General features: G+C 63.4%; 22 protein-coding genes, 1 tRNA gene and 1 riboswitch. Of the genes, 16 read left to right on the top strand and 7 right to left on the bottom strand.

The annotated features are described in order from the left end of the window. Positions 1-81 precede the first annotated feature (81 nt). From dnaN to gyrB, 3 genes are all read left to right on the top strand, one after another. Positions 82-1,200 carry a DNA polymerase III subunit beta gene (dnaN, locus tag ACQ651_RS17270; protein ID WP_430449968.1) on the top strand — a complete coding sequence of 373 codons (1,119 nt, stop codon included), beginning with the start codon at positions 82-84 and terminating at the stop codon, positions 1,198-1,200. A gap of 64 nt (positions 1,201-1,264) precedes the next feature. Then, positions 1,265-2,368, top strand: coding sequence for a DNA replication/repair protein RecF (gene recF, locus ACQ651_RS17265; RefSeq protein WP_430449967.1), 1,104 nt, complete (start codon positions 1,265-1,267; stop codon positions 2,366-2,368). Positions 2,369-2,532: 164 nt separating this feature from the next. Then, complete coding sequence (gyrB, locus tag ACQ651_RS17260; RefSeq protein ID WP_227286283.1) at positions 2,533-4,950, top strand: DNA topoisomerase (ATP-hydrolyzing) subunit B; 2,418 nt, start codon at positions 2,533-2,535, stop codon at positions 4,948-4,950. A gap of 223 nt (positions 4,951-5,173) precedes the next feature. Here the strand turns inward: gyrB and ACQ651_RS17255 are convergent. Next, positions 5,174-5,249, bottom strand: a tRNA-Lys gene (locus tag ACQ651_RS17255). 118 nt (positions 5,250-5,367) lie between these two features. Here ACQ651_RS17255 and dapF point away from each other — a divergent pair. From dapF to ACQ651_RS17220, 7 genes are read left to right on the top strand one after another with little or no spacing between them, the layout of a single operon-like run. After that, entirely contained in the window at positions 5,368-6,231 is an 864-nt protein-coding gene (dapF, locus tag ACQ651_RS17250; RefSeq protein WP_430449966.1) for a diaminopimelate epimerase, read from the top strand. Then, positions 6,231-7,493, top strand: coding sequence for a tRNA (N(6)-L-threonylcarbamoyladenosine(37)-C(2))-methylthiotransferase MtaB (gene mtaB / locus ACQ651_RS17245; RefSeq protein ID WP_430449965.1), 1,263 nt, complete (start codon positions 6,231-6,233; stop codon positions 7,491-7,493). The genes dapF and mtaB overlap by 1 nt, the downstream gene beginning before the upstream one ends. Positions 7,494-7,497: 4 nt before the next feature. Further along, complete coding sequence (locus tag ACQ651_RS17240) at positions 7,498-8,133, top strand: glutathione S-transferase (protein WP_227286289.1); 636 nt, start codon at positions 7,498-7,500, stop codon at positions 8,131-8,133. Between the two features lie 57 nt (positions 8,134-8,190). Continuing rightward, positions 8,191-8,817 (top strand): FMN-binding negative transcriptional regulator, encoded by a 627-nt coding sequence (locus ACQ651_RS17235; RefSeq protein ID WP_430449964.1) that lies wholly within the window; start codon positions 8,191-8,193, stop codon positions 8,815-8,817. 56 nt (positions 8,818-8,873) lie between these two features. Continuing rightward, positions 8,874-9,155 carry a hypothetical protein gene (locus ACQ651_RS17230; RefSeq protein WP_227286293.1) on the top strand — a complete coding sequence of 94 codons (282 nt, stop codon included), beginning with the start codon at positions 8,874-8,876 and terminating at the stop codon, positions 9,153-9,155. After that, positions 9,155-9,760 carry a glutathione S-transferase family protein gene (locus ACQ651_RS17225; RefSeq protein ID WP_227286533.1) on the top strand — a complete coding sequence of 202 codons (606 nt, stop codon included), beginning with the start codon at positions 9,155-9,157 and terminating at the stop codon, positions 9,758-9,760. Before ACQ651_RS17230 ends, ACQ651_RS17225 begins: the two co-directional genes overlap by 1 nt. Beyond that, positions 9,757-10,182 (top strand): GNAT family N-acetyltransferase, encoded by a 426-nt coding sequence (locus tag ACQ651_RS17220; protein WP_430449963.1) that lies wholly within the window; start codon positions 9,757-9,759, stop codon positions 10,180-10,182. The genes ACQ651_RS17225 and ACQ651_RS17220 overlap by 4 nt, the downstream gene beginning before the upstream one ends. Here ACQ651_RS17220 and ACQ651_RS17215 read toward each other — a convergent pair. Then, positions 10,179-11,696, bottom strand: a complete 1,518-nt coding sequence (locus ACQ651_RS17215; RefSeq protein ID WP_430449962.1) for a malonate--CoA ligase — start codon at positions 11,694-11,696, stop codon at positions 10,179-10,181. The genes ACQ651_RS17220 and ACQ651_RS17215 overlap by 4 nt on opposite strands. Positions 11,697-11,984: 288 nt before the next feature. Between ACQ651_RS17215 and petA the strand changes: the two genes are divergently transcribed. From petA to ACQ651_RS17200, 3 genes are read left to right on the top strand one after another with little or no spacing between them, the layout of a single operon-like run. Beyond that, positions 11,985-12,566 (top strand): ubiquinol-cytochrome c reductase iron-sulfur subunit, encoded by a 582-nt coding sequence (gene petA, locus ACQ651_RS17210; protein ID WP_227286299.1) that lies wholly within the window; start codon positions 11,985-11,987, stop codon positions 12,564-12,566. Positions 12,567-12,576: 10 nt separating this feature from the next. Then, positions 12,577-13,926 (top strand): cytochrome b, encoded by a 1,350-nt coding sequence (locus ACQ651_RS17205; protein WP_430449961.1) that lies wholly within the window; start codon positions 12,577-12,579, stop codon positions 13,924-13,926. 18 nt (positions 13,927-13,944) lie between these two features. Further along, positions 13,945-14,748, top strand: coding sequence for a cytochrome c1 (locus tag ACQ651_RS17200; RefSeq protein WP_121896062.1), 804 nt, complete (start codon positions 13,945-13,947; stop codon positions 14,746-14,748). Between the two features lie 52 nt (positions 14,749-14,800). Here the strand turns inward: ACQ651_RS17200 and ACQ651_RS17195 are convergent, their stop codons facing one another. Genes ACQ651_RS17195 through thiB form a run of 3 tightly spaced genes read right to left on the bottom strand, consistent with a single transcriptional unit; the run spans position 14,801 to position 18,001 of the window. Further along, on the bottom strand, positions 14,801-15,490 hold the full coding sequence (locus ACQ651_RS17195; protein ID WP_430449960.1) for an ATP-binding cassette domain-containing protein: 690 nt from the start codon (positions 15,488-15,490) through the stop codon (positions 14,801-14,803). Further along, entirely contained in the window at positions 15,477-17,039 is a 1,563-nt protein-coding gene (locus ACQ651_RS17190; protein WP_430449959.1) for a thiamine/thiamine pyrophosphate ABC transporter permease ThiP, read from the bottom strand. Before ACQ651_RS17190 ends, ACQ651_RS17195 begins: the two co-directional genes overlap by 14 nt. Next, positions 17,015-18,001: a thiamine ABC transporter substrate binding subunit gene (thiB, locus tag ACQ651_RS17185; RefSeq protein WP_430449958.1), complete on the bottom strand. Its 987-nt coding sequence runs from the start codon at positions 17,999-18,001 to the stop codon at positions 17,015-17,017. Before thiB ends, ACQ651_RS17190 begins: the two co-directional genes overlap by 25 nt. A gap of 37 nt (positions 18,002-18,038) precedes the next feature. Then, positions 18,039-18,139, bottom strand: a riboswitch (TPP riboswitch). 150 nt (positions 18,140-18,289) lie between these two features. Between thiB and aroC the strand changes: the two genes are divergently transcribed. From aroC to ACQ651_RS17170, 3 genes are all read left to right on the top strand, one after another. Beyond that, positions 18,290-19,390 carry a chorismate synthase gene (gene aroC, locus ACQ651_RS17180; RefSeq protein ID WP_430449957.1) on the top strand — a complete coding sequence of 367 codons (1,101 nt, stop codon included), beginning with the start codon at positions 18,290-18,292 and terminating at the stop codon, positions 19,388-19,390. A gap of 94 nt (positions 19,391-19,484) precedes the next feature. After that, positions 19,485-19,694, top strand: coding sequence for a hypothetical protein (locus ACQ651_RS17175; protein WP_227286305.1), 210 nt, complete (start codon positions 19,485-19,487; stop codon positions 19,692-19,694). A 213-nt stretch (positions 19,695-19,907) separates the two neighbouring features. Then, a complete protein-coding gene (locus ACQ651_RS17170; RefSeq protein WP_430449956.1) occupies positions 19,908-20,633 on the top strand; it encodes a hypothetical protein in 726 nt (241 codons plus the stop codon). 169 nt (positions 20,634-20,802) lie between these two features. On the opposite strand, the gene ACQ651_RS17165 is transcribed toward ACQ651_RS17170, so the two are convergent. After that, complete coding sequence (locus ACQ651_RS17165) at positions 20,803-21,672, bottom strand: DMT family transporter (protein WP_227286307.1); 870 nt, start codon at positions 21,670-21,672, stop codon at positions 20,803-20,805. A gap of 75 nt (positions 21,673-21,747) precedes the next feature. Then, complete coding sequence (locus ACQ651_RS17160; protein ID WP_121896054.1) at positions 21,748-22,038, bottom strand: HU family DNA-binding protein; 291 nt, start codon at positions 22,036-22,038, stop codon at positions 21,748-21,750. Between the last annotated feature and the right edge of the window lie 109 nt (positions 22,039-22,147).

Genomic DNA, 22,147 nt, shown 5'->3' with positions numbered 1-22,147 from the left:
ATCCGCGACACTCAATAAAACACTTGAGCCTGCGGGCGGAGGGGATACTCTCTGCGCCCCGCAATCTGTCGGAGCCTGGGCATGAAAATCTCGATCGAACGCGCCACCTTGTTGAGCGCGGTAAGCCAAGCGCAATCCGTGGTCGAACGCCGCAACACCATCCCGATCCTCGCCAATGTGCTGATCGAGGCCGAGGGCGATACGGTCTCGTTCCGCGCCACGGATCTGGATATCGAGGTCGTCGACAAGATCAACGCCCAGGTCGAGCGGGCGGGTGCAACCACGGTCAATGCGGTCACGCTGCACGAGATCGTGCGCAAGCTGCCCGATGGCGCCCTGGTGCGGCTGACAGACGATGGCGCGTCGGGGCGGTTGTCGGTCGAGGCCGGACGCTCGAACTTCTCGCTGGCGACGCTTCCGAAAGAGGATTTTCCTGTGATGACCTCGTCGGAATACTCGGCCAATTTCTCCGCGCCCGCTCCGGTCCTCCGGCGCCTCTTCGACAAATCGAAATTCGCCATCTCGACCGAGGAAACCCGCTACTATCTGAACGGCGTCTATTTCCATGTCGCCGATGGCGATACCGGCAAGGTGCTGCGGGCCGTGGCGACCGATGGTCATCGTCTGGCGCGGGTCGACGCGGCTCTGCCCGATGGCGCGGAAACGCTGCCCGGCGTGATCGTGCCGCGGAAAACCGTCGGCGAATTGCGCAAGCTTCTGGAAGACGACGAGGCCGAGATCGCCGTTTCGGTTTCTGAGACGAAAATCCGCTTCGCCACGCCGGAGATCACCCTGACATCGAAGGTCATCGACGGGACGTTCCCGGATTATTCCCGCGTCATTCCCACCGGCAACACCCGCAAGATGGAAGTCGATGCGAAGGATTTCGCCAAGGCGGTCGACCGGGTCGCCACCGTGTCTTCGGAACGCTCGCGCGCGGTCAAGCTGCAACTTGACGAGGACAGGCTGGTCCTGTCAGTCAATGCCCCCGACAGCGGGAATGCCGAAGAGGAATTGGCCGTGGCCTATGCCGACGAGCGGCTGGAGATCGGGTTCAACGCGAAGTACCTGCTGGAAATCGCGTCGCAGGTTGACCGGGAAAACGCCGTGTTCCTGTTCAACTCCGCCGGTGACCCGGCGCTGATGCAGGAAGGCGGCGACAGTTCCGCAGTCTATGTCGTCATGCCGATGCGCGTCTGACAGGTGACGGGCCGGCGATCCGCGTCTCCGGCGGGGATATCTCGAAAACAGAGAAGCGGCTGATATGAGCGCGCTCTACCTCTCCTCACTGGTCCTGTCGCATTTCCGGTCTCACAGGCAGGCAAGGCTCGTTCTGGATGGGCGCCCTGTCGCGCTTCATGGCCCCAATGGCGCGGGCAAGACCAATATTCTTGAAGCGGTGTCGCTGCTGTCCCCCGGTCGGGGGTTGCGTCGGGCCAGCGCCGAAGAGATCGCGCGCAGGCCCGAAAGACTGGGGTGGAAGATCAAGGCCGAAGTGGCCGGTGATCTGACCCATGACCTTGAAACCGGGGCCGAGGCCGCCCAGCCCCGCACGCTTCGCATCGACGGCAAACCGGCCCCGCAGACCCGGCTGGCGCGCATCCTGCGCATGGTCTGGCTCGTCCCCTCCCAGGACCGGCTCTGGATCGAGGGGGCCGAGGGGCGGCGGCGGTTCTTCGACAGGATGACGATGAGTTTCACGCCGGACCATGCGGAGGCCGTGCTGGCCTATGACAAGGCCATGCGGGAGCGGAACCGGCTTCTGAAAGACATGGTAAGGAATGCGCACTGGTATGACGCCGTGGAAGCGCAGATGGCCGACAATGCGTCGAAAATCGTCGCCAACCGTCGCGCCGCGCTGGACCGGATCGCATCCGCGCAGGCCAATGCCGAAACCGCGTTTCCCACCTCTGATCTTGCCCTGGGCGAGGCCGAGGGCGGCGAGGCGCTTGTTTCGCCCGATGATTTTGCGGCGGCATTCGCGCGGTTCCGCAGCCGCGACATGGCCGCGGGGCGGACCCTGATCGGGCCTCATCGCAGCGACATCGCGGCGGTCTACGGCGCGAAGGGTGTGCCCGCGCCGCAATGCTCCACCGGCGAGCAGAAGGCGCTTCTGATCTCGCTCGTTCTCGCCAATGCGCGCGCGCTCCGCGAAGATACCGGCACCGCCCCGCTCGTCCTGCTCGATGAGGTCGCGGCGCATCTGGACGCCACCCGCCGCGCCGCGCTGTTCGACGAGATTTGTGCGCTCGACACCCAGGCCTGGATGACCGGCACGGGGCCGGAGCTGTTCGCGGAGCTGGGCGCCCGCGCCCAGCATATCGCGGTGACCGAAGAGCACGGCGAAAGCGTGGTGCACGGGCCCTGAGCGCATTTGGCCCTGCCCGTTGCGCGCCCGCTTGGCCCCGGACCCGCACCGTTCCGGTCACGCCCGGGACGGGCGCCATCTCGCACCCCAAATCTTGTGCCATTTGCGTGACATCACCCACTCCAATGCGTATATATTGCGCAGCAGAACGGGAAGAATAACATATGTCCGAGCACACCCCGCAGCCAGACGATTATGGCGCAGATTCCATCAAGGTTCTCAAAGGCTTGGAGGCGGTTCGCAAACGCCCCGGCATGTATATCGGCGACACGGACGATGGTTCGGGTCTTCACCACATGGTCTATGAGGTCGTCGATAACGGAATCGATGAGGCCCTTGCCGGCCATGCCGACGCGGTAAACGTCAAAATCCACGCCGATTCCAGCGTCTCCGTAAGCGATAACGGCCGGGGCATCCCGGTCGGCATCCACGAGGAGGAGGGTGTGTCCGCCGCCGAGGTCATCATGACCCAGCTCCATGCAGGCGGCAAATTCGACCAGAATTCCTACAAGGTGTCCGGCGGACTTCATGGCGTTGGCGTTTCGGTCGTCAACGCCTTGTCCGATTGGCTGGAACTTCGCATCTGGCGCGATGGCAAGGAACACCACGCCCGGTTCGAAGGCGGGTTCACCACCAAGCCGCTGGAAGTTGTGGGAGACGCGAAGGGCCGGAAAGGCACCGAGGTTCGCTTCATGGCGTCGACCGGCACGTTCTCGAACCTCGATTACTCCTTCAAGACGCTCGAAAACCGCCTGCGGGAGCTTGCCTTCCTGAACTCCGGCGTTCGCATCATCCTGGAAGACGAGCGTCCGGCGGAGCCTCTGAAATCCGAACTGTATTACGAAGGTGGCGTCCGCGAATTCGTGCGGTATCTGGACCGCTCCAAAAGCTCCGCCATGGAGGAGCCGATCTTCATTCAGGGGGAGCGGGATGAAATCGGGATCGAGGTCGCGATGTGGTGGAACGACAGCTACCACGAAACCGTCCTGCCCTTCACCAACAACATCCCGCAACGCGACGGCGGCACCCATCTCGCGGGCTTCCGAGGGGCCCTGACCCGCACGATCAACCTTTACGCGGGCTCGTCCGGTATCGCGAAGAAGGAGAAGATCAACTTCACCGGCGACGATGCGCGCGAAGGCCTGACCTGCGTGCTGTCGGTGAAGGTTCCCGATCCGAAATTCTCAAGCCAGACGAAGGACAAGCTGGTCAGTTCCGAGGTTCGCCCGGCCGTCGAGGGCCTGATGAACGAAAAGCTGTCGGAATGGTTCGAAGAGCATCCGGCGGAGGCGCGCGTCATCGTCAGCAAGATCGTCGAAGCCGCCCTTGCCCGCGAAGCGGCACGGAAAGCCCGCGAGCTGACCCGCCGCAAGACCGCGATGGATGTCGCAAGCCTGCCCGGAAAACTGGCCGATTGCCAGGAGAAGGACCCCGCCAAATCCGAGCTGTTCCTCGTCGAAGGCGACAGCGCCGGCGGCTCCGCGAAACAGGGCCGTTCACGGCAGAACCAGGCTGTGCTTCCGCTTCGGGGCAAGATCCTCAATGTGGAGCGGGCGCGGTTTGACCGGATGCTCGGCTCTCAGGAGATCGGCACGCTGATCACGGCGCTTGGCACGGGTATCGGACGCGACGAGTTCGACATCTCCAAACTGCGCTATCACAAGATCATCATCATGACCGACGCGGATGTGGATGGCGCCCATATCCGGACGCTCCTGCTGACCTTCTTCTTTCGGCAGATGCCCGAGATCATCGAAGGCGGCTATCTCTACATCGCTCAACCGCCGCTTTACAAGGTCGCGCGCGGCAAGTCTGAGGTCTATCTCAAGGATCAGGCCGCGCTTGACGACTATCTGATCCGTCAGGGGATCGAAGGCGCAACGCTCCGCCTGCCCTCGGGAGAGGAGATCGCCGGCGCCGATCTGGCGCGCGTGGTCGACGCCGCGCGCGCGTTCAAACGCGTGCTCGATGCCTTTCCCACCCATTATCCGCGCCGCATTCTGGAACAGGCCGCCATCGCGGGCGCCTTCGATCAGGGCCGGGCCGATGCCGATCTGCAAGGCGTCGCGGACGATGTCGCCAAACGGCTGGACCTTGTCGCTGTCGAATACGAACGCGGCTGGCAGGGCCGTATCACGCAGGACCACGGCATCCGCCTGTCCCGTGTCCTGCGCGGCGTGGAGGAGATCCGCACCCTTGACGGCGCGGTGCTGCGCTCGGGCGAGGCCCGCAAGCTCTCCTCCGTGTCCAGGGACAGCCGGGAGATTTACCGCGACCCCTCGCATCTTTCCCGCAAGGATCGCGATGTTCTGATCCACGGACCGACCGAGTTGCTGGAGGCCATTCTGGAGGAAGGCGCCAAGGGGCTGACCCTGCAACGCTATAAGGGCTTGGGCGAAATGAACCCCGATCAGCTCTGGGAAACCACGCTGGATCACGAGGCGCGGACATTGCTGCAAGTCAAGATCGACGATCTGGCCGAGGCTGACGACATCTTCACCAAGCTGATGGGTGACGTGGTGGAACCCCGCCGGGAATTCATCCAGCAGAATGCGCTGAGCGTCGAAAACCTGGATTTCTGAGGCCGTTCCGGGCCGTCCGGCGACCATGGCGTTTTTTTTGCGTCGCGCTTCCTTGGTTTCCGCCCGACATCACCTCGCGGGTGTCTGGCCGGACCTTGTCTCAGCACAAATCCGTGCTGCTCGCCCGAAGCACCGGCGCGCGCCTCGGCGCAACGTGACCGCAATTGCCCGAACTCATGGGTCGCGGGAGGCCGCGACAATCGGGATGGATATGCAGAAAAAATGGTGAGCCCTGCAGGATTCGAACCTGCGACCCACTGATTAAAAGTCAGTTGCTCTACCAACTGAGCTAAGGGCCCACACGAAGCGTCTACCTAGAAAAGCAGGTCCAAGCCGTCAAGCGGAAATCAATGCAGGGGATTTCAAATAAGGTACGATGCGTCTATATCCGCGCCCATGACCGTCAATGGGGCTGATATGGGCCTGCCTTTCATGAAAATGCATGGGCTGGGCAACGATTTCGTGGTGATCGACTCACGGCGCGACGGGGCCGTGATCACACCGGATCTGGCGCAGGCCCTGGCGGATCGGCATCGCGGTATCGGTTTTGACCAGCTCGCCATCATCGAAAACGGCCGGCCGCCCGGCCCGCTGAACGAAGGCGACGAGCCTCTGCCTGACGCGGAGAGGCCTCACCTCGCGCTCCGTTTTCTGAATGCGGACGGATCCATCTCTGCCGCCTGCGGAAACGCGACCAGATGTATCGCCCGATGGGTGATGGATACCGAGCGGCTTTCCGATCTGAGGATTCGCACCGAACGCGGGCTGTTGCGCGCGGTGGATGCGGGCAATGGGCTGACTTCCGTCAACATGGGCCAGCCGCAACTGGGCTGGCGCGAGATACCTCTGGCGGAGGATCTGGACACGCTGCACCTGCCGGTTGAGGGCGATCCGGTCGCCACCGGCATGGGCAATCCGCATTGCACCTTTTTCGTTGCAGACGCGGAAGCGGTCGATCTGGAAGCGCGAGGCGCGGAAATGGAGCGTCACCCGCTCTACCCGGAGCGGACAAATGTGCAGTTTGCCCATCTGATCGCACCCGATCATCTGCGGATGCGGGTCTGGGAACGGGGGGTCGGGGTGACGCTTGCCTCGGGCTCTTCCTCCTGCGCGGTCGCGGTTGCGGCCGCGCGCCGCGGGCTGACGGGGCGCGCGGTGAAGATCACCCTTGATGGCGGAGAGATCGCGGTGGACTGGCGCGAGGATGGCGTCTGGATGACCGGCCCCACGACACATGTGTTCACCGGCACGATCACGCCTGAATTTCTGGAGACGCTCTGATGGATCGCCGCGCGCCCGTGTTCCATACGCTTGGATGCCGCCTGAACGCGTATGAGACCGAAGCGATGAAAGAGCTGTCGGCAAATGCGGGTCTGGGCGACACCGTCGTCGTCAATACCTGCGCCGTGACCGGCGAGGCGGTGCGCAAGGCCCGTCAGGAAATCCGCAAACTTCGCCGCGAAAACCCCGATGCGACGCTGATCGTGACCGGATGCGCGGCGCAGACCGAACCGCAGACCTTCGCCCGGATGACGGAGGTGGATCGCGTCATCGGGAATACCGAAAAGATGCAGCCGCAAACCTGGCGCAACCTGGCCGGCGCAGATTTCATCGGCGCGACGGAAAAGGTGCAGGTGGACGACATCATGTCGGTGACCGAAACCGCCGGCCATCTGATCGACGGATTCGGCACCCGCTCCCGCGCCTACGTGCAGGTCCAGAACGGCTGCGATCATCGGTGCACGTTTTGCATCATCCCCTACGGGCGGGGCAATTCGCGCTCCGTGCCGGCGGGTGTGGTGGTCGACCAGATCAAACGGCTTGTCGGGCGCGGATATAACGAGGTTGTGCTGACGGGGGTCGATCTGACCTCCTGGGGGTCGGATTTGCCGGCAACGCCACGGCTTGGCGATCTTGTCATGCGGATCCTGAAACTGGTGCCCGATCTGCCGCGCCTCCGGATCAGTTCCATCGACTCGATCGAGGTGGATCCGAACCTGATGCAGGCCATCGCGACCGAAAACCGGCTGATGCCGCATCTGCATCTGAGCCTTCAGCATGGCGACGACCTGATCCTGAAGCGGATGAAACGGCGCCATCTGCGGGACGATGCGATCCGGTTCTGCGAAGAGGCGCGTCGCCTGCGCCCGGAGATGACCTTTGGCGCCGACATCATCGCGGGCTTTCCGACCGAGAGCGAAGCGCATTTCGAAAACTCGCTCAGGCTGATCGACGATTGTGGCCTGACATGGCTGCATGTCTTTCCCTATTCGCCACGTGAAGGGACGCCGGCCGCGCGCATGCCGGCGGTGGATGGGCGGGATATCAAGGCCCGCGCCGCCCGTCTTCGCGCAGCCGGTGCGGCGCGCGTAGAGGCGCATCTGAGCGCGCAGATCGGACAGGCGCATCAGGTCTTGATGGAATCTCCGCGCATGGGCCGGACCGAGCAGTTCGCGGAAGTGGCCTTCACCAGCGACCAGCCGGAAAGCCGGATCGTGACCGCGACGATCAAGGGCAAGTCGGGCAACCAGCTTTTGGCGTAAGCCCGTGCCGTTTCCCATTCTCTATTCCTTCCGCCGCTGCCCCTACGCAATCCGCGCACGGCTGGCGATTTCCAGCGCAGGCGTCAGAGTGGCGCTTCGCGAGGTGGCTCTGCGCAGCAAGCCGGCGGCATTTCTCGCCGCATCCCCTTCCGCCACGGTACCCTGTCTGGTGAGGGATGACGGCGAGAGCATCGATGAAAGCCTCGATATCATGCTCTGGGCGCTTGACCGGAACGATCCGGAAAAATTGCTGGATATGCCAGACGCCGGGATGACGCTGATCGCCGAGTGTGACGGCCCGTTCAAATCAGCGCTGGACCATACGAAATACGCCAGCCGCTATCCCGATCTCGACGCCGAGGCGGAAAGAGCGCGGGCGATGGCGTTCATCGCGGCGCTCGATGCGCATCTGGACGGCAGTGCGTGGCTCTTCGGTGAAACGCCCAGTCTGGCCGATCTGGCGATCCTGCCGTTCATCCGCCAGTTCGCGATGATCGACAAGACGCGGTTCGATGCGGAGGCGGGTGCGGATGTGCGCGGCTGGCTGGACAGCTTTCTGGCGTCCGAGCGCCTTGCAGCGGTCATGGCGAAACATCCTCAATGGGCGCCGGATGATGCGGAGATCGTCTTTCCCGCCTGAGCCGCTCTTGCCTATACGGCACCGATCGGCAAGGTCATGAGAAGAGGAGACCCCGCGATGCATCCCAACCCCGCCTTCCGGTCCGAGCCCCGGACGCGCAATCTGACTTTCGCCCGCGAGCGTGGGTTCGGGACCCTCAGCATCAATGCGGACCAGGGCCCCCTGATCTCCCATATTCCGTTCATTCTGAACGAGACCGGGGAGGAGGCTGAGCTGCATCTGGTGCGCTCCAACCCGATTGCGCGCGCGGTGACCGCGCCGACGCCGGCGGTGATCGCGGTCACCGGGGCTGACGGGTACATATCGCCCGACTGGTACGCGGTGGCCGATCAGGTTCCGACATGGAATTACGTGGCCGTGCATCTGCGCGGAACGCTGCACCCGATGGATCACGGGTTGATGCGGGCGCAGCTGGACAAGCTCTCGGGCCATTTCGAGGAAATGCTGCGCCCCAAACCCGTCTGGACCGCCGACAAGATGACGAAAGACGTGCTGGAGCGGATGATGCGGCAGATCTTGCCGTTTCGCTTCGATATCGCGGAGGTGCACGGGACATGGAAGCTCGGGCAGAACAAGCCGGACGCGGTGCGCGAGGCCGCGGCCCGGCATCTGAATGCATCGCCCATTGGTCAGGAGACCGCCCTATTGGCCGCCCTGATGCTGGGTGTCCGGACTGCGGAATAGACAGCCACGCGCTTGCGTCCTACATATGAACAAACGCCAAAAAGCAGGAGGATCCCATGCCGCTTCCCGTTGCCCCGATCGCCGGATTCGCCCTCCGTTACGGGTCCGTGGCTCTGGTCGCCTATGCCGCCGCGCGCTATGCAGCGCCGGCGCGCCGGGATCAGCGCGTCGAAGACGCGATGGACGAAACTCCCGAAGGATTATGCCTGCGCCGCGATGACGAGCAGGTCAACGGCTCCGCCCGCTGGACCCGCACCTACCGGTTCGGGCAGACCGGCCCGGGCGTGGAAATCGATGCAACCGGCTTCGCCCGTATCAAGGTCAGGCGTCTGAAATGATGGAACTTCTCGGCTCTCCGGCCTCTCCTTTCGTCCGCAAATGCCTTGTTGTTCTGGCCGAAACGGGGCAGGACGACGTGATCTTCACGGAAGTGGCGACGACGCCGATGGATACCGCCGCGGCGGCGGCCGCGGCCAACCCGCTTGGCAAAATCCCGTCCCTGATCCGCGATGGCGGCCCGACGCTTTATGACAGCCGGGTCATCACACGATTTCTGGACCACCGGGCGCAGGCGGGCCTTTATCCCGAAACCCGGCTTTGGGAGACGCTGACACTGGAGGCGACGGCCGAAGGCATCATGGATGCCGCAGTGACCTCGGTCTACGAAAAGCGCCTCCGCCCGGAAGAGTTTTGGTATCAACCCTGGCTCGATGCGCAGTGGGCCAAGATCACCCGGGCTCTCGACGCGCTCGAAAGCCGTTGGATGAGCCATCTTCACGGGCCCCTGGATATGGGGCAGATCGCCGTGGCCTGCGCCCTTGGGTATCTCGATTTCCGCCATGGCGCCAACGACTGGCGCAAGGGTCGGGACGGTCTGGCCGCCTGGTATGAAGCCTTTGCCGAACGTCCGTCCATGCAAGGCACGGTGCAACCCGCTGCATGAGAGTGTTCCGCGTTACGACCGCCGATGACATGGCCGGATGCCATATGGTCCGCCAGACGGTCTTCATAGACGAGCAAGGGGTCACCGCGGCCGAGGAATGGGACGGGCTGGACGACCAGTGCCTGCATTTCCTTGCCGAGAATGAGGACGGCCCCGCAGCCACCGCGCGGGTGCTGCCGATGGGCGATGGCGTGGCCAAGATCCAGCGCGTGGCCGTTATGCGGGCCCATCGCGGCACGGGCCTCGGCATGCAGCTGATGCAGGCGATCCTGGAGGATCTGAAGGCCGGCGGCATCGCGACCGCAACACTGGATTCGCAGACCTACGCGATCCCGTTTTACGAAAGGCTGGGCTTTGTCGCCGAAGGGCCGGAGTTCGAGGATGCCGGCATTCCGCACCGGCATATGACGCGCGCGCTCTAGCCGTCGAACAGGCCGGCATGCGTCTCGCGCAGGGCCGCCTTTTGCACCTTTCCCATCGTGTTGCGCGGCAGGGTGTCGACGAAGATCATCTTTTTGGGGTGCTTGAACCTGGCCAGATCCCCGGCGATACCCGCAAGCAGCCCGGACCCGGTCAGGTCTGCCGATCCGTCCGCCACGACAATGGCCACCACCGCCTCCCCGAAATCCGGATGCGGCACCCCGATCACGGCGCTTTCCAGCACGCCGGGCAGATCGTCTATCAGGCTTTCCACTTCCTTCGGATAGATGTTGAAACCGCCGGAAATGATCAGATCCTTCGCGCGGCCCACGATCGTTATGTATCCATCCGCATCCACCCGGCCCAGATCGCCGGTGATGAACCAACCGTCCGGGCGCAGCTCTTCGGCGGTTTTCTCGGGCATCCGCCAATAGCCGGAAAAGACATTCGGGCCACGCACTTCGATCATGCCCGTTTCACCGGTGGGTACTTCGGCCCCGTCCTCGCCCATGATCCGCAGCTCGACATCGGGCAGGGCGAACCCCACGGTGCCCGGGCGACGCTCGCCGTCATAGGGGTTGGATGTATTCATGTTCGTTTCCGTCATCCCGTATCGCTCCAGAATGCGATGGCCGGTGCGCCGCTCCCAGTCTCGATGCGTTTCTGCCAGAAGCGGAGCCGAACCCGAGATGAAAAGGCGCATATTGGCCGCGCGGTCCGGCGTTAGGCGCGGATCGGCGAGGAGCCGGGTGTAGAAGGTCGGCACACCCATCATCGTGGTGGCGTTCGGCATCGCCTCCAGAATGGTATCGGCGTCGAACCCGGGCAGAAAGATCAGGGACGCCCCGGACAGCAGCGCCACATTGCTCGCCACGAACAGACCATGGGTATGAAAGATCGGCAGCGCGTGGATCAGCACGTCGCTTTCCGTGAACCGCCAGAGACCGGCAAGGGTCCGGCTGTTCGACAGCAGCGCATGATGGCTGAGCATCGCGCCCTTGCTGCGGCCAGTGGTCCCGGAGGTATAGAGGATCGCGGCCATGTCGTCGGGGCCGCGCGGAACGGGCGATGCCATCGGGGCGGCCTGGCCTTGCGCATCGGTCAGCGTACCCTGACCCCGCCGGTCAAGGGTCAGGAGGGTCTGCGTACCCGCCTGCCTGGCGGCGGCGCGCAGCGTCTCCGATTTCGCGGGATCGCAGACAAAGACCCGTGGCGTGGCATCGTTCAGAAAATAGGAAAGCTCCGTCTCGGTATAGGCCGTGTTGAGCGGCAGAAAGAGACCTCCCGCCATGACCGTTCCAAGATAGAGCTCCAGCGCCGAAAGCGATTTGTCCACCTGTACCGCGACGCGCTCGCCGGGAGAAACGCCGAACCCGCGCAGCACGCCTGCCATGCGCGCCGCCCCATCCGCCAGTTCCCCGAGTGTCTGAACCCGGCCATCGGCATCCGTCGCAAAAATGGCCTCCGGCCGACAGGATGCGTGCCGCAAAAGCGCGTCGCAAAGATGATTGGCCATGTTGCGCCTCTTTTTCCGGGGTCGCGCCTGCGCCCGGATATGCTCTTATCAAACCAGACAATTGGAACGAAACAGGCAAAGAACCCCGAAATCCGCCCCGATATCGTCATTTCCCGCGAAAAAGCGTGATTTTCCCTGCGACACTTCGGCCCGGCTGCGCGCGTTTGTCCGCTGGACGGCTATACTCGCATTCCATAAACACCTCCAAGATGGGCGGCGGACGGATTCCGTCGCCCTACAGCCTATTCCGGCCCGCGTACCGGGCCCATGATGAGGGAGACGCGCACCGTGTCACATGCAGAAGATCCTCACAGCTCGCGCCGCGACTTTCTGTTCTATGCAACAGGCGGTGTAGGTGCCGTCGCGACGGGCGCCGCTGTCTGGCCGCTGGTCAACCAGATGAACCCTTCGGCCGACGTGCAGGCCGCGTCCACTCTGCGGGTGGATATCGCCGACGTTCCGGTCGGCTCCCAGCTTACGGTTCTGTTCCTCGGCAAACCGATCTTCATCCGTCACCGGGCCGAAGACGAGATCGAGGCAGCCCGGGCCGTCCCGCTGGACGATCTTGTCGACCCGATCGCGCGGAACCCGAATATCGAGGGAGAGGTCGAGGCGCTGGATGAAAACCGCGCCCTGGCCCCCTTCGGCGACAGCGAGAACACCGGCGAGTGGCTGGTGATGTGGGGCGTGTGCACCCACCTCGGCTGCGTCCCGCTTGGCGACGGCGCGGGCGATTTCGGCGGCTGGTTCTGCCCCTGCCACGGGTCTCACTACGATACATCCGGCCGCATCCGTCGCGGCCCCGCTCCGGAAAACCTTCCGGTTCCTGTCGCGTCCTTCGTGGACGAAACAACCATTCTATTGGGTTAAGGAGGAAGACATGTCCGGAATTCCCCACGACCATTACGAGCCCAAGTCCAACGGCGAAAAGTGGCTCCACCGGCGCCTGCCGATCGTGTCGCTCATGTACGACACCCTGATGATCCCCACACCCAAGAACCTCAACTGGATGTGGATCTGGGGGATCGTGCTGGTGTTCTGCCTCGTGATGCAGATCATCACCGGCGTCGTGCTTGTCATGCACTACACACCCCATGTGGACATGGCCTTCGCCTCGGTCGAGCACATCATGCGCAACGTGAACGGCGGATGGGCTCTGCGCTATATCCACCAGAACGGCGCGTCGCTGTTCTTCATCGCGGTTTACATGCATATTTTCCGTGGTCTCTATTATGGCTCCTACAAGGCCCCGCGTGAAATCACATGGATCATCGGCATGCTGATCTACCTGCTGATGATGGCCACGGCCTTCATGGGCTATGTTCTGCCCTGGGGTCAGATGTCGTTCTGGGGGGCCACGGTCATCACCGGTCTCTTCGGCGCCATCCCCTTCGTGGGCGACGCGATCCAGACCTGGCTTCTGGGCGGGCCCGCGGTGGACAACGCCACGCTGAACCGCTTCCTGTCGCTGCATTACCTGCTGCCCTTCGTGATCCTGGGCCTGGTGATCGTGCATGTCTGGGCCTTCCACACCACGGGCAACAACAACCCGACAGGTGTCGAAGTTCGCCGCACGTCGCGGAAAGAGGCCGATGCGGACACGCTGCCGTTCTGGCCATATTTCGTGATCAAGGACCTGTTTGCGCTCGCCGTGATCCTGATCGGCTTCTTCGCCGTGGTGGGCTTCATGCCTAACTTCCTCGGCCACCCCGATAACTATATCGAGGCGAACCCGATGATTACGCCCGCGCATATCGTGCCGGAATGGTACTTCCTGCCGTTCTATGCGGTTCTGCGGGCCTTCGACGGCGATGTCTGGGTCGTGATCGCGGCCAGCTTCCTGACCGGTGGTATCGTGAACGCGGCCTTCTTCGGCGTCATCGCGATGTTCGGCGCGATCGTGGTCCTGGCACTCGTGCCATGGCTCGACACCTCTTCGGTGCGCTCGGGCCGCTACCGGCCGATGTTCAAGTGGTTCTTCTGGATCTTCATCCTGAACTTCTTCCTTCTGATGTGGGTTGGAGCAAGACCGGCGGAAGGGATTTATCCCTATATCGCGCTTGTTGGCTCGGCTTACTGGTTTGCGTATTTCCTGCTCATCCTGCCGATCCTCGGCGTGATCGAGAAACCGCTGCCGCAGCCGGAGACGATCGAAGAAGACTTCAATGCCCATTACGGCCCCGAGGCACAGAGCGGCACGTCCGCTCCGGTCTCCAACCCGGCTGAGTGAAGAAAGGACGACGCTGACATGTTCAGGAACCTTGCCCTTAGCACACTGACGGCGCTGGCCCTTTCAACCGGGGGGGCCATCGCGGCAGGCGGCGCAGGTCATGTGACCGATTACGACTTCTCCTTCGAGGGGCCGTTCGGAACCTATGACCAGAACCAGCTGCAGCGCGGATTGCAGATCTACACCGAGGTCTGCGCGGCCTGCCACGGCTTGCAGTTCGTGCCGATCCGCACCCTTGGGGATGAAAACGGCCCGGGACTGCCCGAGGAACAGGTGCGCGCCTACGCCGAGTTCTTCGAAATCTATGACCCGGCCATCGAAGACTGGCGCCCGGCCACGCCGAACGACCACTTCCCGGGCTCCAACCTGGAAACCGCGCCCGATCTCAGCCTGATGGCCAAGGCACGCGCCGGGTTTCACGGGCCTGCGGGGCTTGCGCTGAACCCGCTCTTCCGGGGGATCGGCGGCGCGGAATACATCGCGTCCCTGCTGGTCTATTACACCGGTGAGGAGGTCGAGCAGGCCGGAACCATCCTCTACGAGAACGAGACGTTCGAGGGGGGTCTGATCTCCATGGCGCCGCCGCTTTGGGACGGGGCCGTGGAGTTCAACGACGGCTCGCCCAATGATGTGGTGAGCATGTCACAGGACGTGGCCGCATTCCTGATGTGGACGGCGGAGCCGAAGATGATGGAGCGCAAGCAGATGGGTTTTGTATCCGTCATCCTTCTCACGATCCTGTCCGTTCTGTTGTACCTTACCAACAAACGCATCTGGGCCCCGGTCAAGCACCGGACCAGGTCGGATACACCGGCCGAGTAAGCAAACTCCCGGATCGGAAGAAGACGCGCCCCCCGGGGGGCGCGTTTTGCATTCAGAGCCAGGGCCGGATCAGCGCCGGCGGGTCGGCCAGAATATCATCCAGCGGGCCCTGAAGCACGATCCGTCCGTTTTCCAGCAGGCAAAGATCGGTACACAGCCCGGACACATCCCGCAGGTCGTGCGTCACCATCACAAGGGTCAGCTTTGTCCGGTCGCACAATGCGGCAACCAGATCCAGCATCTCGCGCCGCAGGCCCGGATCGAGCGCCGAAAACGGCTCGTCCATCAGAGCCAGCGGTTTGTCCCTGAGCAGCATCCGGGCCAGCGCCACCCGCGATTGCTGCCCGCCCGACAGAGACCCGGGCAAGCGGCTCTCCATCCTGTCCATGCCCACCTGCGCAAGGCTGTCCGACACGCGGGCGCGTTGATCGTCATCCAGCCGCAGATCGCTGCGCAGGCCAAGGGCGACATTGTCGAAAACACTCAGATGCGGAAACAGGTTGCTGTCCTGAAACAGAATGCTCAACGGCCGGTCCGCGACGCTGGCCCGGCTACGGTCCAACCCACCGATGATGACGTTCCCCTCATCCGGCAGCACGAAACCGGCAATCAGGTTCAACAGCGTGGATTTCCCGCTGCCCGATGCGCCCAGAATGGCCAGCCGGCGGCCGGGTTTCACCGTCAGATCGGCCCGCAGCGTGAAGCCATCCAGCTTCGTGACAGTATGTTCAAGCCGTAGCACGCAACCGCCCTCCCCGGTCGAAAACCCAGAACAGGGCGAGACTGAGCGCCAGAAGCAGCAACGCCGCACCCTGCGCGTCGTCGGTGCGATACGATCCCATAAGCCGGTACATCTCCAGAGGCAGCGTTCCTTGAGCGGGCGACGAGAAAAGCGCAATCACCCCCAGATCCCCCATCGACAGAGCCGCCGAGAGGCCCGCGCCAAATCCCAGAGACGGCCAGATGCGCGGCAGGATCGCATGACGCAAACGGTCGACCCCTTTCAGCCCGAGCGCATCGGCCAGACGGCCCTGAGAGGCTTCGGCCTGCTGAATGGCCGGAAGCAGGGCGCGCAGCAGGAAGGGCAGACTCATCAGCGCATTGACAAGGCCAGTGATCGGCAAGGTCAGCGCCACGGGGTTCGCGATCGGGTTCAGGATCAGGAATGCCCCGGTGCCGATCACCAGTGGCGAGATCGCGATGCTGAGCGCGCCGATCAACTCCAGCCCCGTGCGTGTCCGCCGCGCCATCAGGGCGGCCATGGGCAGCGCAAGCGCCAGGGCCAGCGCCGCCGATGCCGTGGCCAGAACAAGAGAACGGAGAGCCGCGTGCCAGACCGAAGGCGGCAGCCCCGCCATCGCGTCCACGCCCCGGCCCACAAGCGCCAGAAGCGGCAAGACCAGAAAAAGCGCGGCCAGCAGAATGATCAGCCCGTCGGCAAACCGCCCGCGCCCCGCAAACGCCTCCCATTGCATCGGCTCGCGATCCAGACTGCCGCCAAGGGCACGCGGGATTGCGAAACGCAGAACCAGAAGTGCGGCCACGGCACAGATGCCGACCTGCACGGCACCCAGCATCGCCGCCCGGCCGAGATCGAAATCGAACCGGAAGGCCTGATAGATCGCCAGTTCTATCGTGGTCGCCCGGGGCCCGCCGCCAAGGATCAGGGCCACGGCAAAGCTGCTGGTGCAGATCAGAAAAATCACGAGAAAGGCGCCAGGCGCGGTGGCGCGCAGCATCGGCAGCTCGAAGTGACGCCGGATATCCCGAGCCGTGAAGCCAAGGGAGGATGCAAGCCGCACCCGCTCCGTCGGGATCGCCAGCCAGCCTTGCAGGAACAGCCGCACGGCGAGCGGCAGGTTGAAGAAGACATGTGCCAGAACGACGCCATGCAGCCCGTAGATCTCGATCGGCGGTAAACCCACCAGATCCAGGGCCTGGCTGAACCAGCCATTCCGTCCGAACACCGCAAGCAAGCCGAAAACGGCCACAATCACCGGGAGGATGAATGGCGCGCCCATGAGCGTCACCAGAAGCCGCCGGCCCGGAAACACACGCCGTGCAAGCGCACGCGCGACCGGAACTGCCAGACCAACACTCAAAGCCGCGGACAGAAGCGCCTGAAGAACCGTAAATCGGATCGCGGCCCAGTCAGCGCCGGTCAGCCGCGCGGCCTCCTCAGCCCGCAGCGCGACGGCTGCGAGCGGCCCCAGAAGAACGAGCGCGACCCCGGCGGCAACGCATCCGCCGAGGCCTTGCAGGAATGTCAGCGGCTGAGCGCGGTCAGCCATGTATTCACCGCATCATCCCGAAGAGCTGCCGCGGTGGCCGGGTCGAAGAGCAACGCCCGCTCCGGCATGATCAGGGTATCGAACCCGTCCGGCAGGGCATCCACAGGCAAGGCTGCCGGATACATCCAGTTCGTGGTTGGAATGATGGACTGAAATCTTTCCGTCAGCATGAAGTCAAGAAACGCGCGGGCCAGATCGGGCTGATCGCTGCCTGCGAGCATGCCGGCCACCTCGATCTGAAGATAATGCCCTTCCTCGAAGGCGGCGGCGGCCTTGCTGTCATCCTCTTCCGCGATCAGGTGATAGGCCGGAGAGGTGGTGTAGGACAGCACCATATCCGCCTCCCCCTCAAGAAACAGATCATAGGCCTCGGACCAGCCGGGCGTGACGGTCACAATATTGTCCGCAAGGCCGCTCCATATCGCGCCGGCCTCGTCACCATGGGCCGCCTCGACCCACATCAGCAGGCCCAGACCGGGAGTGGAGGAGCGCGGATCCTGGATCACGATCCGCGCCTCACTTTCCGCAAGCTCGGCAAAGCTGCCGGGCACGTCTTGCATATCGGTGTTGTGAACGAAGGCGAAGTAACCCCAGTCATAGGGAAGAAACGTCTCGCTTTCCCACTCCACGGGCAGGGTCAGCTCCGGGACGGTCACATTATGGGGGGCGAAAAGGCCGGATTGCATGGCCGCATCCATCAGATTCGTATCCAGGCCCAGAACCACATCGGCATCCGAATTCGTGCCCTCAAGCCGGGCCCGCGCCAGCAGTGCCGCGCCGTCGCCCGCGCCCGTGAACTGCACGTCGCAGCCACAGGTTTCTTCGAAAGCCTGCTCGATCTGCGGGCCGGGCCCCCATTCGGCGACAAAACTGTCATAGGAATAAATCGACAATACGGGAGTATCCGCCGCAGCCGCCGCTGCGATCAGGGAAAACGCCGTTGCCATGATGGTGTGTCTCATCTCACGCCTCCATTGCGCCGGGCGAAGTGAGGCTGAGACCCTGGGCCTTTACCTTCCCTCCGCCGGTCCTAACCGGTTCAGGTTCTACGGGTTCGCATGCTGCATCTCAGGCCCGATGGGCCACCCCGAGGTGGCTCTAGCGGTATCCGCGATACCCGCGGACCGCAAGGCGAATCTTGCTCCCCGGGAAAATAGTTTAACGTTAAACAAGTTTTGAGGAACCGGTTGACCCTTGGCATTCCGGCTTTCTGCGGCTAACTCCGGAAAGCAACCTAGGGCAGTTTTCCGATGTCACTGAACAGCTTTGGCCATCTCTTCCGCGTCACGACCTGGGGCGAAAGCCACGGGCCCGCACTTGGCGCAACGATCGACGGCTGCCCGCCCGGTGTCCCGGTCGCGCCGGCCGATCTGCAACGCTGGCTGGACCGGCGCAAACCCGGACAGAGCAAATACACCACCCAACGGCGCGAAGCCGATGCGGTCGAGATTCTCTCGGGCGTCTATGAAGACCGCAGCACCGGCACACCGATCCAGCTGATGATCCGCAACACCGACCAGCGGTCCAAGGATTATGGCGAGATCGCCGAGAAGTTCCGCCCCGGCCATGCGGACATCACCTACTGGCAGAAATACGGCATCCGGGATCCGCGCGGTGGCGGGCGATCCTCCGCGCGCGAGACGGCAGCGCGGGTGGCCGCAGGCGGTGTCGCCCGCGCGGCGCTCAACATGCTGCTGCCCGACGTGAAGATCACCGGATACATGGTGCAGATGGGCCCGCATCCCATCGACCGTACCCGGATCGATCTTGCCGAGATCGACCGGAACCCGTTCTGGACGCCAGATGCGCAGGCCGCCGAGCTTTGGGCCGGCTACCTTGATGCGCTGCGCAAATCCGGCGACAGCGTCGGCGCTGTGATCGAGGTGACGGCCTCGGGCCTGCCCGCCGGTCTGGGCGCGCCGGTTTATGGCAAGCTGGATACCGATCTGGCCGCCGCCTGCATGTCGATCAACGCGGTCAAAGCCGTCGAGATCGGGGACGGGATGGCCGCCGCGGCCCTGACCGGCAGCGAGAATGCCGACGAGATTTCCATGGGCCCCGATGGCCCGATCTACAGTTCCAACCACGCTGGCGGCATTCTGGGCGGCATTTCGACAGGTCAGGATGTTGTCGTGCGCTTTGCGGTCAAGCCCACCTCCAGCATTCTCACCCCGCGCAAGACCATCACCAAATCGGGCGAAGCGACGGAGATCGTCACCAAGGGGCGTCATGACCCCTGCGTCGGTATCCGCGCGGTCCCCGTGGGGGAGGCGATGGTGGCCTGTGTCCTGCTGGACCATCTCCTGCTGCATCGCGGGCAGGTGGGCGATGCCGGGGGACGTATCGGGTGAGCGCCGCTTTCATCTGCCGGCCATACCAGCCACATGATTTCGCCCGAATCTGAGGGCATGACTGCGGCCAGGGGCGGCTGGCTGGAGCGGTAAATTGCGAATTGCAGATTTCATTCTGTCGGAGGCCGGCGCGCTGAAACTCAGATGGACCGTGCTGACGGTTGCCTGCGTAGGCGTTGCCCTCGTGACGGTTTCGGCGGTCGCATCCGGTGTCGAAGACCTGTCGATCGGACTTCAGACCGATCTCGCATCGCCGGGACTGTTCAGGGATCTGACACGAGCCATTGTTTCCGGTATCGGCTGAAGCCGCGTGACGGGGAGGCCCTGCGCGGTCTGAGAAAGCCCGCCGAATATCTCCGTAAACAGTTCGTTTCCACGGAGTTCACCTACAGTCCCGAGCGTTAAGGTTAACGGTTTCCGTTGCGGCGACAATGCGCGGAATGCGCCATCTTCTTGCCTTTATTTGGCCATGTTTCAACGAAATGCGTCGAAATTGGGGTATATTAAAGGATGTCTTATGTTGTTTTTGAGTAATGCCGCGCGGCGGGCTGGCGCCGTGTCGGTGGATTGGTCCCTGGCATTTGCAGGTCTTGTGGCTCTTGGTCTGGCTTCCGGCGCAGCGATCAAATCGGGGTTTGGCGGGGCGGATGCCGCCACCGGATGGAACCTGAGCGGTGTTCCCATTCTCAGTGAGGCCGACAGCCTTGTCGCGGCAGAGGATTTCGCCTCGGGCGCGCCCGGCTGGCAGGGCGGCCATTTCGAGGACAGCGCGCTTGGCTTCGGCGGCATACTGGGGCGCTTCGGCGGCAGCAATGGCGTCGAAACCGTGTCCAAGACCTACGATCTCGACACAAGCCGCTCCCATGTTCTGATCAGTTTCGACCTCCACGCCATAGATGACTGGGCCTTGGAGGAGGTCGTGTTTTACATGAATGGCACCGCCATTGCACGGCGCAGCTTCACCACGCGGCCGGAAATGATGGCCCGGCAATCCTTGTCGCTGCACGCTGTCGACGGCGTGAGGGTCGAAACCAGCGCCCGGCCCGCCAACCGCCCGGACCGGGGCTATGCAAGCGGAACCCCCGGGGCCGAGGACCAGACGGTTCAGGTTCAGGTGATTGCCGAAACCCCCGGCGAAACCTTGCGGATCGGCTTCGGCTCCACCCTGTCGGAGGATGTCGATACCGCGAGCTGGGCGATCGACAATCTGCGGGTGATCTCGACCGATGCGCCCCCGGTTTGATCCCGGGCCGTGCCACATTCCATACCGGCCACCGGAGCCGCCGGGCAGGTCTGCCACAGTTCAGCCGAATTGTACCTGGTGTTCGACCATCAGCGCCGCCATGGGGACCCCTGCAGGCGTCCAACTCTCCGGACTTTGCGGGGCGCGGACGGGTCTCCGGTTGCGGCCGCTAAGCCTTCACCCGGGCCAGTTGAACGGCCAGAATACCGCCTGCGATGATTGCCACGCCGATCACATCGGCCAGCCCCAGACGCTCGCTGAGCAGCAGTGCGGCTATCGCGACACCGAAAAACGGGTTGAGGAAATGAAAAGTCGCGGCGCGTGTCGGTCCGATGCGGCCCACCAGAATGAACCAGATCCATGTGGCCAGAAGACCGGGGACAAAGCTGGTGTAGAGGAACGCGACGATCAGCTGCCAGGACCAGATCACCGACCATGGCTCCAGCGCCGCAGCAAAGGGCAGAAGCGCCAGACCGCCCACGAGAATCTGCAGCGACACGATCATCAGCAGGTTCTTCCCGTCCGACGACGCGCTGCGCACGGCCAGGGTCGCAACGGTCAAGGCCACCGCACCCAGCAGGCAAAGGGCCAGACCAACCCCGTCCGCGCCCATGGTCAGACGATCGCCCATGATCAGAGCGACTCCGCCAAACCCCGCACACAGGCCGAGTACCCCCATGAGCGGCAATCTTTCGCGAAACACGATCCAGTTCGCGGCCGCAACCATAAGCGGCATGGTCGATGCGATGATCGCGGCCAGCGACGCCTCGATCCATTGCATCGCCACGAAATTCAGACCCAGGTAAATCGCGTTCTGACACACCCCGAAAATCAGCACCGCCCGCCACTGGCCGCGGCTGATCCGCCATGTCTGTCCAAGCCAGACCGCCAGACCGACACCGACAAGTCCGGAAAGCGCGTATCGCAGCACGAGGGCGGTCAGCGGCGGCGCGGCCTCCACGATGATCCGGGCCGAGGTAAAGGCCGATGACCAGATCAGCGCAAAGCCAAGACCAAGCAGGATCGCTCGCAGGTCCATCGTGATTGCCTTACCTCAATGAAAAAGGGTCGCCCGCAACCGGGCGACCCTTTCATGTCTTGCCTGCGTCGGCAATCAGCCGTTCACACTGTCTTTCAGGGCTTTCGCGATGGTCACCTTGACCACCTTGTCGGCATCCTTGTGGATCTGCTCGCCCGTTGCGGGGTTGCGCACCATACGGGCGGGCCGTTCACGGCAATAGACCTTGCCAACACCGGGGATGGTGGCGGCGCCACCATTGGAAACTTCTTTCGTCACGACCGAAGCGATTGCATCCAGCGCAGCGCTTGCGGTTTTCTTGTCGCTGCCCATCTCGTCGGCCAGGGCGGCAACCAGTTGGGTCTTGGTCATGGGTTTCTGTGCCATGGGTTTGTTCTCCTTTACTGCCCGAACCCTAGGGCTCGTTGGCGCAAAACTACCCGAATATTGTAGGAACACACAACGCTTTGTGTGTCGATTTCTGCAAAATCAGCCC

The organism is Rhodophyticola sp. (assembly GCF_965284195.1).
Classification (GTDB): Bacteria; Pseudomonadota; Alphaproteobacteria; order Rhodobacterales; family Rhodobacteraceae; genus Rhodophyticola.
The sequence above is the reverse complement of the archived record's forward strand: the minus strand, read 5'-3'. Positions and strand labels throughout refer to the sequence as shown.

Bases quoted from the DNA above. Each gene is read 5' to 3' on its own strand.
- ACQ651_RS17230 (WP_227286293.1), top strand. From the start codon at position 8,874: ATGCCGCTTCCCGTTGCCCCGATCGCCGGATTCGCCCTCCGTTACGGG.
- ACQ651_RS17205 (WP_430449961.1), top strand. From the start codon at position 12,577: ATGTCCGGAATTCCCCACGACCATTACGAGCCCAAGTCCAACGGCGAA.
- ACQ651_RS17165 (WP_227286307.1), bottom strand. From the start codon at position 21,672: ATGGACCTGCGAGCGATCCTGCTTGGTCTTGGCTTTGCGCTGATCTGG.
- recF (WP_430449967.1), top strand. From the start codon at position 1,265: ATGAGCGCGCTCTACCTCTCCTCACTGGTCCTGTCGCATTTCCGGTCT.
- ACQ651_RS17220 (WP_430449963.1), top strand. From the start codon at position 9,757: ATGAGAGTGTTCCGCGTTACGACCGCCGATGACATGGCCGGATGCCAT.
- dapF (WP_430449966.1), top strand. From the start codon at position 5,368: ATGGGCCTGCCTTTCATGAAAATGCATGGGCTGGGCAACGATTTCGTG.
- ACQ651_RS17160 (WP_121896054.1), bottom strand. From the start codon at position 22,038: ATGGCACAGAAACCCATGACCAAGACCCAACTGGTTGCCGCCCTGGCC.
- ACQ651_RS17215 (WP_430449962.1), bottom strand. From the start codon at position 11,696: ATGGCCAATCATCTTTGCGACGCGCTTTTGCGGCACGCATCCTGTCGG.
- gyrB (WP_227286283.1), top strand. From the start codon at position 2,533: ATGTCCGAGCACACCCCGCAGCCAGACGATTATGGCGCAGATTCCATC.
- ACQ651_RS17200 (WP_121896062.1), top strand. From the start codon at position 13,945: ATGTTCAGGAACCTTGCCCTTAGCACACTGACGGCGCTGGCCCTTTCA.
- dnaN (WP_430449968.1), top strand. From the start codon at position 82: ATGAAAATCTCGATCGAACGCGCCACCTTGTTGAGCGCGGTAAGCCAA.
- ACQ651_RS17190 (WP_430449959.1), bottom strand. From the start codon at position 17,039: ATGGCTGACCGCGCTCAGCCGCTGACATTCCTGCAAGGCCTCGGCGGA.
- aroC (WP_430449957.1), top strand. From the start codon at position 18,290: ATGTCACTGAACAGCTTTGGCCATCTCTTCCGCGTCACGACCTGGGGC.
- ACQ651_RS17170 (WP_430449956.1), top strand. From the start codon at position 19,908: ATGTTGTTTTTGAGTAATGCCGCGCGGCGGGCTGGCGCCGTGTCGGTG.
- ACQ651_RS17225 (WP_227286533.1), top strand. From the start codon at position 9,155: ATGGAACTTCTCGGCTCTCCGGCCTCTCCTTTCGTCCGCAAATGCCTT.
- thiB (WP_430449958.1), bottom strand. From the start codon at position 18,001: ATGAGACACACCATCATGGCAACGGCGTTTTCCCTGATCGCAGCGGCG.
- ACQ651_RS17235 (WP_430449964.1), top strand. From the start codon at position 8,191: ATGCATCCCAACCCCGCCTTCCGGTCCGAGCCCCGGACGCGCAATCTG.
- mtaB (WP_430449965.1), top strand. From the start codon at position 6,231: ATGGATCGCCGCGCGCCCGTGTTCCATACGCTTGGATGCCGCCTGAAC.